The 12,168-nt window shown below is 58.0% G+C and carries 10 protein-coding genes; 9 read left to right on the top strand and 1 reads right to left on the bottom strand.

All coding sequences use genetic code 11. The features are described 5' to 3' along the window. Nucleotides 1-3: 3 nt before the first annotated feature. Nucleotides 4-1,035 (bottom strand): adenosine deaminase, encoded by a 1,032-nt coding sequence (locus O3301_RS07280; RefSeq protein WP_305056001.1) that lies wholly within the window; start codon nt 1,033-1,035, stop codon nt 4-6. A gap of 578 nt (nt 1,036-1,613) precedes the next feature. Between O3301_RS07280 and O3301_RS07275 the strand changes: the two genes are divergently transcribed. From O3301_RS07275 to O3301_RS07235, 9 genes are all read left to right on the top strand, one after another. Continuing rightward, on the top strand, nt 1,614-3,536 hold the full coding sequence (locus O3301_RS07275) for a PrkA family serine protein kinase (protein ID WP_099666829.1): 1,923 nt from the start codon (nt 1,614-1,616) through the stop codon (nt 3,534-3,536). A gap of 72 nt (nt 3,537-3,608) precedes the next feature. Next, a complete protein-coding gene (locus tag O3301_RS07270; protein WP_077407911.1) occupies nt 3,609-4,877 on the top strand; it encodes a YeaH/YhbH family protein in 1,269 nt (422 codons plus the stop codon). Next, nucleotides 4,877-6,478, top strand: coding sequence for a SpoVR family protein (locus O3301_RS07265; protein WP_099666828.1), 1,602 nt, complete (start codon nt 4,877-4,879; stop codon nt 6,476-6,478). The genes O3301_RS07270 and O3301_RS07265 overlap by 1 nt, the downstream gene beginning before the upstream one ends. A 539-nt stretch (nt 6,479-7,017) precedes the next feature. After that, nucleotides 7,018-7,674: an energy transducer TonB gene (locus tag O3301_RS07260; RefSeq protein WP_099377981.1), complete on the top strand. Its 657-nt coding sequence runs from the start codon at nt 7,018-7,020 to the stop codon at nt 7,672-7,674. Between the two features lie 86 nt (nt 7,675-7,760). Continuing rightward, a complete protein-coding gene (locus O3301_RS07255; RefSeq protein ID WP_199534342.1) occupies nt 7,761-8,693 on the top strand; it encodes a MotA/TolQ/ExbB proton channel family protein in 933 nt (310 codons plus the stop codon). A gap of 3 nt (nt 8,694-8,696) precedes the next feature. Next, the gene (locus tag O3301_RS07250) at nt 8,697-9,125 is read left to right on the top strand and encodes a biopolymer transporter ExbD (RefSeq protein WP_077407915.1); all 429 of its coding nucleotides are present in this window, start codon (nt 8,697-8,699) and stop codon (nt 9,123-9,125) included. 105 nt (nt 9,126-9,230) lie between these two features. After that, a complete protein-coding gene (locus O3301_RS07245; protein ID WP_170840419.1) occupies nt 9,231-9,662 on the top strand; it encodes a biopolymer transporter ExbD in 432 nt (143 codons plus the stop codon). A 78-nt stretch (nt 9,663-9,740) separates the two neighbouring features. Then, on the top strand, nt 9,741-10,952 hold the full coding sequence (locus tag O3301_RS07240) for a hypothetical protein (protein ID WP_099666826.1): 1,212 nt from the start codon (nt 9,741-9,743) through the stop codon (nt 10,950-10,952). A gap of 187 nt (nt 10,953-11,139) precedes the next feature. Beyond that, nucleotides 11,140-12,111, top strand: a complete 972-nt coding sequence (locus O3301_RS07235; protein ID WP_077407919.1) for a bifunctional riboflavin kinase/FAD synthetase — start codon at nt 11,140-11,142, stop codon at nt 12,109-12,111. Nucleotides 12,112-12,168 lie beyond the last annotated feature (57 nt).

Raw genomic sequence — 12,168 nt, 5'->3', positions numbered from 1 at the left:
GAGTTACTGCGCGCTGCCGTGGGCGGCGGCGTGCTGCGCGAAATACGCATCGACGGTAGCGAGGAAGGCGTCTTTCTGCGCCTGCTGCAGGAAGGCGGCGATGAAACCGTTGCGCGCCAGGCGTTGCGCGTGGGATAGGCCCAGCGGCAGCGCATCGAAGATGGCGTCGAAATTGTCGTTCATGTAGCCGCCGAAATACGCGGGATCGTCCGAGTTCACCGTCACCAGCAAGCCCGCGTCGAGCAATTGCACCAGGTTATGGTCGTGCATCTGGTCGAACACGCGCAGCTTGGTGTTCGACAGGGGGCAGACGGTCAGGGCGATCTGTTCGCGCGCCAGGCGGGCCGTCAGTTCCGCGTCTTCCAGGCAGCGCACGCCATGGTCGATGCGTTCGACCTGCAAGTCGTCGAGCGCCGTGCGGATGTAGGCCGGCGGGCCCTCCTCGCCCGCGTGGGCCACCAGGTGCAGGCCCAGTTCGCGGCAGCGGGCAAACACGCGCGAGAATTTCTCGGGCGGGTTGCCCACTTCCGAGGAATCGAGGCCGATGCCGATGAATTTGTCGCGGTGCGGCAAGGCGTCTTCCAGCGTCTCGAACGCCTCTTTCTCGCTCAAGTGGCGCAGGAAGCACAGGATCAGGGCCGCGCTGACGGGACTGTCCTGGCAGGCGCGGTGGATGCCGTTGATCACGTCGGCGATGGGCACGCCGCGCGCCGTGTGGGTTTGCGGGTCGAAGAAGATTTCCGTGTGCAGCACGTTATCGGCTTCGGCGCGGCGCAGGTAGGCTTGCGTCATGTCATAGAAATCCTGCTCTTTCAAGAGCACGCTTGCGCCAGCGTAATAAATGTCGAGAAAAGACTGTAAATCCGTAAAAGCATAGGCGCTGCGCAAGTGTTCCACCGATTCATAGCCCAGAGGCACGCCATTGCGCTCTGCCAGTGCGAAAATCAGTTCTGGCTCCAGCGAGCCTTCGATATGGATATGCAGTTCGGCCTTCGGCATGCCGCGGACGATCGCGCGCAATTGGGGGTTCATCATGGGTGTTCCTTATAGGGTGACGATAAAAATGCTGGCTCGCGCACGCGCACGCGCTGCGCGCAGGGCCATCAGACATGCAGGCATCTTAGCGCAAGATGGCCAGCCTCACCGGCGCCAGGCCGCCATGGCGCAGGCTGCGGCGGCGCCATGGCCGGCTCCGGCACGCGCTGGCGAATTGTCGTATGATGGTTTAAAAGGTATACAAAAGTTCATTGGAACCGATGAAAAATTTGATGATTTATCCAATTAAATCAACAATTTACAAACAAGTATTAAGGATATGCCGACATATCTTTTGACTTCCTGATCCTTTAGAGCAATAATAAATTTCATGGGGTAATGGTAGGTGCAGCAAGCGCTATCAACAGTGAAAAAAAAGCCGGCTGGCCACGTCAGCACACGGCATCAAGCGCCAGTTTTTTGGTCCGGGCAATCCGGACTCGCAAAGACAGCCGGGCTTGAAACAACAATAAAAATCGATACGGGGTACAGGAAAAGTTCAAGCGGCAAGCCCAGGCGAGTGCCAGGCGGGCGGCCATGGTGACTGGCAGTACGGGTTTACATTAAAGGACATTGACATGACCATTTTTGATAACTATGCAGCACGCTACGAGCGCACCCGCGAAGAGGAAATGTCGCTCACCGACTACCTGGCCCTGTGCAAGAAGGACAAGCTGACGTACGCCAGCGCTCCCGAACGCATGCTGGCCGCCATCGGCGAGCCGCAGCTGGTCGACACGCGCAACGACACGCGCTTGTCGCGCATCTTCGCCAACAAGATCATCAAGATCTATCCCGCCTTCCGCGAGTTCTACGGCACCGAGGAGGTGATCGAGCAAGTCGTCTCATACTTCCGCCACGCGGCGCAAGGCCTGGAAGAGCGCAAGCAGATCCTGTATCTGCTGGGGCCCGTCGGCGGCGGCAAGTCGTCCATCGCGGAAAAACTCAAGTCGCTGATGGAACACGTGCCCTTCTATTGCCTGAAAGGCTCGCCCGTCAATGAGTCGCCGCTGGGCCTGTTCAACGAGGAAGAGGACGGCACCATCCTGGAAGAGGATTACGGCATCCCGCGCCGCTACCTGCGCAACATCCCCAGCCCGTGGGCCGTGAAACGCCTGCATGAATACAATGGCGATATCAACCAGTTCCGCGTCGTCAAGCGCTATCCATCCGTGCTGAAACAGATCGCCATCTCGAAAACGGAACCGGGCGACGAAAACAACCAGGACATTTCCTCGCTGGTGGGCAAGGTCGACATCCGCAAGCTGGAAGACTATGCGCAGGACGATCCGGACGCCTACAGCTATTCGGGCGGCCTGTGCCTGGCCAACCAGGGCTTGATGGAATTCGTGGAAATGTTCAAGGCGCCGATCAAGGTCCTGCACCCCTTGCTGACGGCCACGCAGGAAGGCAATTACAAGGGCACGGAAGGCTTCGGCGCGATTCCGTTCGACGGCATCATCCTGGCCCACTCGAACGAGTCGGAATGGAAGACGTTCAAGAACAACCGCAACAACGAGGCGTTTCTTGACCGTATCTATATAGTCAAGGTGCCGTATTGCCTGCGCGTCTCCGACGAAATCAAGATCTACGACAAGCTGGTGGCCAATTCCTCGCTCGTCAAGGCCCCGTGCGCGCCCGGCACCCTGCGCATGATGGCGCAGTTCGCCATCCTGTCGCGCCTGAAAGACCCGGAAAACTCCAGCATCTTCTCGAAGATGCTCGTCTACGATGGCGAAAACCTCAAGGACACGGACCCGAAAGCCAAGTCCATGCACGAATACGTCGATTACGCGGGCGTGGACGAAGGCATGAACGGCCTGTCGACGCGCTTTGCCTTCAAGATCCTGTCAAAAGTGTTCAACTTTGACAATTCCGAAGTGGCTGCCAATCCCGTGCATCTATTATATGTACTGGAGCAGCAGGTCGAGCGCGAGCAGTTCGCGCCGGAACTCGAGCAGCGCTACTTCTCCTATATTAAAGAGCACCTGGCGCAGCGCTACGTGGAATTCATCGGCAAGGAGATCCAGACGGCTTACCTGGAAAGCTATTCGGAATACGGGCAGAACATCTTCGACCGCTACGTGACGTTTGCCGATTTCTGGATACAGGACCAGGAATACCGCGATCCGGACACGGGCGAAAGCTTCGACCGCGAATCGCTGAACAATGAACTCGAGAAGATCGAGAAACCGGCGGGCATTTCCAATCCGAAGGATTTCCGCAATGAAATTGTGAACTTCGGCTTGCGCGCGCGGGCCTCGAACGGCGGCAAGAATCCCGCCTGGACCAGTTATGAAAAGTTCCGCACCGTCATTGAAAAGAAAATGTTTTCGAATACGGAGGAATTGCTGCCCGTGATTTCCTTCAATGCCAAGGCCAGCGCCGACGATGCCAACAAGCACGCCGACTTCGTGGCCCGCATGGTGGAAAAAGGCTATACGGCCAAGCAGGTACGCCTGTTATGCGAATGGTACTTGCGCGTGCGCAAGTCATCCTAGCGCGGACAGCGGAGGCGCGCTCCCGCCCGAGGGCAGGCGGGGCGCGCAAGACGAGAAGCAAGGAGGCACCCTTTGACATATCTCATCGACAGGCGCTTGCAAAGCAAGAATAAATCCGCCGTCAACCGCGAGCGTTTCCTGCGGCGTTACAAGGGCCAGATCAAGGATGCCGTGGGGCGCGCCATCAAGGGGCGCTCGATCACGGACGTCGAGAATGGCGAGAAGGTCAGCATCCCCGTCAAGGACGTGGGCGAACCGTCGTTCGGCCACGCGCATGGCGGCGTATGGGAAGTGGTCAATCCCGGCAACAAGGAATACCTGAAAGGCGACCAGATCGCGCGGCCGAAAGGCGGCGGCGGCGCCGGGCGGGGCAAGGCGGGCAATAGCGACGAGACGACGGAAGACGACTTCATCTTCGAATTGTCGCGCGAAGAATTCATGAATTATTTCTTCGAGGACCTGGAATTGCCGCACATGGTGAAAACCCAGCTGACGGCCACCACGGAATTCAAGAACCAGCGCGCCGGCTACAATATGTCGGGCACGCCATCGAACATCCACGTGCTGCGTTCCCTGCGCGGCGCGCTGGGGCGGCGCATCGCCGTCGGCGGCGGCGCCCGCAAGCAGCTGGCGCAGGCCGAGGAAGACCTGGCCGAACTGCTGCACGAAGGCGCGCCCGACAGCGACCCGCTCGTCACGGAACTGCGCCGCCTGATCCACCACCTGCACACGCGCCTGCTGGCCATCCCCTTCATCGACCCGTTCGACTTGCGCTACAGCAACCGCATCAAGGTGCCCAAGCCGATGACGCAAGCCGTCATGTTCTGCATCATGGACGTGTCCGGCTCCATGGACGAGTCGCGCAAGGACACGGCCAAGCGCTTCTTCATCCTGTTATATCTGTTCCTCAAGCGCGCCTACGACAAGATCGAGGTCGTCTTCATCCGCCACCATACGGCGGCGGCCGAAGTGGACGAGCATGAATTCTTCAATTCGCGCGAGTCGGGCGGCACCGTCGTGTCCTCCGCGCTGCACTTGCTCAACACCATCATCGACGAACGCTATGGCGCCGGGCAATGGAACAGCTATGTGGCGCAGGCGTCCGACGGCGACAACTGGGACAACGATTCCGTGCTGTGCCGGCAATTGCTTATTAATACCATCATGCCCAAGGTGCAGTACTACACCTATGTCGAGATCACGGACGGCCCGCAGCAAAACCTGTGGGAGCAATACGCGGGCGTGCTCGACCATCACGCCCATTTCGCCATGCAAAAGATCGTCACGCCGGCCGATATCTACCCGGTCTTCCGCGAACTGTTCAAGAAACAGGTGAAATGATGAGTGCAGCCTTTGACCGCGCCAGCAACACCCCGGGCGAACCGTTCGCGCGCCTGCGCCACCCGAACGCCCTGCCCGAGCAGTCGGAATGGACGTTCGAGCTGATCGAGCAAATCCACGAGGAAATCCGCCGCGTGGCGAAACAGTTTGGCCTCGACACCTATCCGAACCAGCTGGAAATCATCACGGCCGAGCAGATGATGGATGCCTATACCTCGGTGGGCATGCCCGTTTCCTACAACCATTGGTCGTTCGGCAAGCATTTTTTATCGACCGAGAAAAGCTACAAACGTGGCCAAATGGGCCTGGCCTACGAGATCGTCATCAACTCGAACCCGTGCATCGCCTATTTAATGGAGGAAAACAGCCTGACCATGCAATCGCTGGTGATCGCGCATGCGGCGTACGGCCACAACTCCTTTTTTAAAGGCAATTACCTGTTCCGCGCCTGGACGGATGCGGACGCCATCATCGACTATATGGTGTTTGCCAAGAATTACATCGCCGAATGCGAACAGCGCCATGGCGTCGACGCCGTGGAATTGCTGCTCGACTCGTGCCACGCCATCCAGAACTATGGCGTGGACCGCTACAAGCGCCCGGCGAAACTGTCGATGGCGAAGGAATATGCGCGCCAGAAAGAGCGCGAAGCCTATGTGCAGTCGCAGATCAACCAGCTGTGGCGCACCCTGCCCCGCCGCGAAGATGAGGAGGAAGAGGAAGACCAGCGCAAGGCCGCGCCCCGCTTTCCGCCCGAACCCGAGGAAAACCTGCTGTATTTCATCGAAAAGTATGCGCCGCTGCTGGAACCGTGGCAGCGCGAGATGGTGCGCATCGTGCGCAAGATTTCCCAGTACTTCTATCCGCAGCGGCAAACCCAGGTCATGAACGAGGGCTGGGCCACCTTCTGGCACTACACGATATTGAACCAGCTGTATGACGAAGGCGTGGTGGGCGACGGCTTCATGATGGAATTTCTGAAAAGCCATACCAACGTGGTCTACCAGCCGCCCATCGACAGCCCGTATTACAGCGGCATCAACCCGTATGCGCTGGGTTTTGCCATGATGAGCGACATCCGCCGCATCTGCGAGCACCCGACCGACGAAGACCGCGCCTGGTTCCCCGACATGGCCGGCAGCGACTGGCGCAAGAGCCTGGACTTTGCCATGCGCAATTTCAAGGATGAAAGCTTCATCGCCCAGTACCTGTCGCCGCGGTTGATCCGCGAATTCCACTTCTTTACCGTGCTCGACGACGACAAGAATGAAAAACTGGCCATTTCCGCCATCCACGACGATGCCGGCTACCGCTACGTGCGCCAGCAACTGGCGGAACAGTACAACCTGGGCAACCGCGAGCCGAATATCCAGGTCTGGTCCGTCAACACGCGCGACGACCGCGCCTTGACCCTGCGCCACACGCAATTCCAGCGCCGCCCGCTGAACCAGCAGGCGGCCGAGGTGCTCAAGCACGTGGCACGGCTGTGGGGCTTCGATGTGCACCTCGATACGGTCGACCCACAGGGGGCGGTGCTGGGCACCTTGAATTGCCGGCGCGAGAAGCGCAACCGGCGCGATGACCCGGTTGCCAAGCCATGAAATGATTTGTTGATAATAATCAATAGCAAGAATATAAGCGCTTCCTATGCCTATATAGGAATTCAGTATGGCCTGGCGGCCTCGAAACGGCTGTCAGGAGCGCCTTTTTTGACCTGGGTGAAGTGCGTTCCGCACCCGTTTGGTGCGCGCGACGGGCTAAGTGGTCTGGTTCCGAGCCAAAATATTTCCAAAAAGAAAGATTTTTCTCCAAATTTAGCAGTTTCCATATTGAATATCACGAAATATAATTCCGCCAGATCGACACATCGGAGAACTTAGCAGCGGTCGCCCAAAACGGCTGTAAAAAACCGATAAGACCGCCTTTTTTTATGTCCGAAAGCGTGCAAAGATGACATAAGCAAGTACGTTTTCAGGGCGCAAAAGCGCCAAAAATTTAACCGGTTTTAGGCGTTAAAAATCTGTGTAAAATAAAGAATTCGTATGTATAATTCGGCGACGTCCCGGATACGGCTGGAGCTTTGTGTCGTCATTTTGGGGTTCAGTTGCAAGACAAGAGATGGTATTTGGAGAAAGCAGGCATGAATTTTTCGAACGAGAAAAGTCCCAAGAACTACACAGGCATCACTATCGTTGTCCTGCTGCACGTTCTCGCGGCTTACGGGATCGTGACGGGCTTGGGCAAGCGGTTGGTCACCAAAATGATGGAACCGGTTGAAACCAAGATTATCGAGGAAGTCAAACCGCCTCCACCGAAGGATCTTCCACCGCCACCACCGCCGCCAGAAATGAAGGCGCCACCGCCGCCATTCATTCCGCCAGTCGAGGTGAACGTGCAGCAGCCGCCACCACAGCAGAACGTGATTGCAAATGCGACTGCCGTGAAGCCAGCCACGAATGTATTGGCACCGCCATCGCCGCCTGCACAGCCTGCGCCAACTCCTGGACCAGCCAAATCGGTGCGTACGCCGGCCGTGGTTGACTTCAGCGTCTGCGAAAAACCGGCTTATCCAAAGTCGTCGCAGCGTAACGAGGAAACCGGTGTGGTGACACTGTCGTTCCTGATCGGTGTAGACGGCAAGGTCGCTGATTCGAAGATCGTGAAGTCCAGCGGCTTCAGGGACCTGGACAAAGCCGCGGTGCAAGGTATCAGCCGCTGTACATTTAAGCCGGCAACAGTTGACGGCAAGCCGGAACAAGGCTGGCAGCAAATGCAATACGTTTGGTCGCTGGATTAAAACCCGAGACAGTTATCCCCTGTCTCACACTATGATTTCGTTGTCATTACGTTCAGCGATCTGTTATTTTTAATTTTGGAGGAAGCATGTTTAAGAATACCCGTTTGTCCGCATTTTTTGCCGCGGTTCTGTTGTCCGTTACCGCTACTACCGCTCTGGTAGCAGCTCCGGCATTCGCTGACGCGCCAGCATCGGCTGCCGCTTCGGCTCCTGCGGCAGACGCTGCACCAGCACCAGTTGCTGCAGATGCCGCCGCTCCAGCAGCAGACGCAGCAGCAGCTCCAGCCGCTGATGCAGCCGCTCCAGCCAAAACCGAAGAAGTACACAACCCGTTCGGCCTGCAAGCAGTGTGGGACGGCGGCTTCGTGCCACGCGCCACCCTGATCATCATGGTCATCATGTCGATCGGTACCTGGTACATCATCATCACCAAGCTGATCGATCAAATGAAGATCTTCAAGCAAGCTAAAGAAGCCGCTGCCAAATTCTGGAAAGCTCCTTCGATCGCTGCTGGTTCGGCAACCCTGGAAGAAGGTTCGCCATTCCGCTTCATCGCTGAATCGGGCACCAAGGCAACCGCTCACCATGACGGCGCCCTGCTGGAACAAATCGATCTGTCGACCTGGGTGACGATGTCGATCCAGCGCGCTTCGGACAAAGTCCAATCGCGTCTGCAAGATGGCCTGTCGTTCCTGGCAACCGTTGGTTCGACCGCTCCGTTTATCGGTCTGTTCGGTACCGTTTGGGGTATCTACAACGCACTGACCGCTATCGGCATGACCGGTAACGCATCGATCGACAAAGTTGCAGGTCCAGTTGGTGAAGCACTGATCATGACCGCTTTCGGTCTGCTGGTCGCTGTTCCTGCCGTTCTGGGTTACAACTGGTTGGTTCGTCGTAACAAAACCGCAATGGAAGACATCCGCTCGTTCAGCGCCGACGTTCACTCGGTTCTGGTTTCCGGCGTAATGTCCACCAGCGAAGCTGGCCGTGCTGCCGGCGCTAAAAAGATCGGATAAGTCATGTCGATGTCCGTCGGCTCCGACAGCGGAGATCAAGATCAAGTAATGTCAGAAATCAACACGACGCCGCTCGTCGACATCATGTTGGTTTTGCTGATCATTTTCTTGATCACCAGTCCAGTTGTCCTCAAGCTGCAGAAAATCGATCTGCCGATCGAGGCCAACCAAGCCCTTCAAACCAAGCCGCAAAACGTTAACATCGTTGTTAACAAGGATGGCGAGATTTACCTGGGCCAGACCAGACTGAGAGACACGAACGAATTGTTCGATTATCTTAAAGTTGAAGCAGTGAAAGTACCGCAGCCGGAAGTACACGTTCGTGGCGACCAAGAAACACGCTACGAATCGATCGGCCGGGTTATTTACACGACCCAACGTGCCGGGATCCAGAAGGTCGGCTTCATCACCGAACCACCTGACAAGGGCTGATAGCGACTGACAGCGGCGTCCCGGCAACAGGGGGGCGCCACTGAAGGAAGCTTGCCGGGCGGCAGTTTCGCCCGGTGCTTCGTTGGACTTCTTAAAGGAAACACTATGAGTATGAATGTCGGTTCGGGAAGCGCAGCAGGCGCGGATCCGGAACCAATGATGGAACTGAACATGACGCCCCTCATCGACGTGATGCTGGTGCTGATTATCATGTTGATCATCACGATTCCTAAGCAAAACCACTCGGTGAACCTGAACATGCCGGTCGGCACCCCGCCGCCACCGACAACCGAACCAGTGGTCGTCACGATCGATGTCGATTTTGATGGCACTATCTTGTGGGACAATCAGGTCGTACCTGATCGTAATACGCTGGAAGCCAAACTGAGCAACGTTGCTGCGCAAGCAGATCAGCCAGAAGTGCATCTGCGTCCTAACAAGCTGGTGGAATACAAAGTCGTCGCCGGTGTGATGGCGTCGGCGCAGCGTCTGGGCGTGACCAAAATCGGTCTGGTCGGCAACGAGCAATTCCAGTAAGCTGCAGCAATCAGGTTATCTTTACATCCGAATAGGCAGGACTTCCTGCCTATTCGCTTTTTACTGAAAGACTTTCTCATGTCCAAGTTTCGTCTCGCTCATCTCGGCCTCGTCATGGCCGCTATCGGTTTTACCGCAGCAACTCCCGTAATCGGCCTGGGCTCGCTGGCATATGCCGCGGACACCGTGCGTGCCGAAGTGGGCAAGCCATTGCAAGAAGCGCAAAAACTCGCTGGCAGCGGCAAAAACAAGGAAGCACTGGCCAAGCTGCGCGAAGCTGACAGCGTCGGCGGCAAGACCGCCTTTGAAAGCTACCAGATCGAACGCGTGCGCGCCTCGGCTGCTGCCGCCGCTGGCGACAACGGCACCGCCATCAAGGCTTTTGAAGCCGTCATCAATTCCGGCCGCCTGAGCGCCGCCGAAGCCCCCAAATTCACGCAAGCGCTGGCAGGCATGTACTACCGCGCCAAGGATTGGCCAAACACCATCACCTGGATCAAACGCTCGCTGAAAGACCGCGAAGATCCACAGATGCGCGAACTGCTGATCCAGACCTACTACGTCAGCGGCAACTTCGCCGAAGCGGCAAAAGAACTGCAAGCACGCGGCGGCAACTCGGAAGCGAGCCTGCAAATGCTGGCCAACATCCAGCTGAAGCAAAACGACAAGGGCGGCTACGTCGCCACCCTGGAAAAACTGGCATCGAGCTATCCGAAAACCAGCTACTGGGCCGACCTGCTGAACCGCGTTTCGGGCAAACCTGGCTTCTCGCAACGCCTGGGCCTGGACGTCCAGCGCCTGCGCCTGGCCAACGGCCTGTTCAGCAAGCCTTCCGAATACATGGAAATCAGCCAACTGGCCCTGCAAGCAGGCAATCCTGGCGAAGCGCTGAGCATCATCGAGCAAGGCTACAAAAAAGGCGTGCTGGGTACCGGCGCCGATGCGCCACGTCACCAGCGTCTGAAAGACCTGGCCCTGAAAACCCAGGCTGACCTGAAAGCCAACGCAGCCAAGTCGGAAGCGGAATACACCAAGAACAAGGACGCCGACAGCTTGAGCAAGCTGGGCTTCGCCCTGGTCTACGATGGCCAGGCCGAAAAGGGTCTGGGCTTGATGAACGACGCCGTGAAGCTGGGCACCGCCAAGTATGCGGAAGAAGCCAAGCTGCATCTGGGCATCGCCTACATCCACGCCGGCAAGAAGTCCAACGCCACGACGGCACTCAAAGCCGTCAAGGGCACGGATGGCGCGGCTGACCTGGCCCGCTACTGGACCTTAATGAATAAATAAGACAACACCGCCAAGGCGTTGTCGGGCAGCTAGTCGAGTGCCATCCAAAAGCGTTGCCAGCATACCCGCCGGCAACGCTTTTTATCATTTCAGCAGTGAAATTCGCCCTGCGTCCGCCCTGCCGGGTGTGCATCCCTGAAACAGTCCGTATAATCCCCCTTTTGGCACAGTTTTTCATCAGATTCCTATGAAGGTATTCCGCGGACTTCCCAATGCCCAGGCACGAGCGCCTTGCGCTCTGACCATCGGCAATTTTGACGGTGTCCACATCGGCCATCAAGCGTTGCTGGCGCGCGTGCGCGGCGCGGCAACCGAACTCGGCATTGAAGCGGCCGTGATGACGTTCGAACCGCACCCGCGCGAATTCTTCGCGCAGCGCGCGGGCGACCTGTCCAAGGCTCCGCAGCGCATCGCCAACTTGCGCGACAAGCTGCAATCGCTGGATGACGCCGGCATCGACCGTGTCGTCGTCGAGCACTTCAGCGCCCAGTTCGCCGCCTTGACGCCGCAGGAATTCACGGAAAAAGTCCTCGTCGATGGCTTGCACGTGAAATGGCTGATGGTCGGCGACGACTTTTGCTATGGCGCCCGGCGCGCCGGCGACGTGGCCATGCTGCAGGAAGCGGGCCGCAAATATGGTTTCCATGTAGAAACATTGCCTACCGTGATGAACGGCAGCACGCGCATCTCGTCGTCCGCCGTGCGCCTGGCGCTGGCCGCCGGCGATTTCCCGCTGGCCACGCAGCTGCTGGGCCATCCGTACGCCATTTCCGGCCATGTCATCCACGGGCAGAAACTGGGCCGCACCCTCGGCTTCCCCACCCTGAACCTGCGCGTGGCGCACCGTCCCGCCCTGTCCGGCGTCTTCATCGTGCAAGTGCACGGCCTGGCGCCGCAGCCGCTGCCGGCCGTGGCCAGCCTTGGCGTGCGCCCCACCGTCGACGACAGCGGCCGCGTCTTGCTGGAAGTGCATCTGTTTGATTTCAATCAATCCTGCTACGGCAAGCTGGTGCGCGTGGAATTCCTGGAAAAGCTGCGCGACGAAGAAAAGTACGACGATTTGCCCACCCTGACGGCCGCCATCGAGCGCGACTCGAACCAGGCGCGCGCCTATTTTGAGCAGCGCAGCGGCGCCATTACCGCCACCGACCGAATTTGACGCCGGCCAACTCCGCCGCCTGGCGGCACTTGCCGTCGCAAACCCGCTGCAAAAATA

The sequence above is a fragment of the Janthinobacterium sp. SUN211 genome (assembly GCF_030587315.1).
GTDB classification, from domain to species: domain Bacteria; phylum Pseudomonadota; class Gammaproteobacteria; order Burkholderiales; family Burkholderiaceae_D; genus Janthinobacterium; species Janthinobacterium kumbetense.
This window is presented reverse-complemented; position numbering and strand designations above follow the sequence as displayed.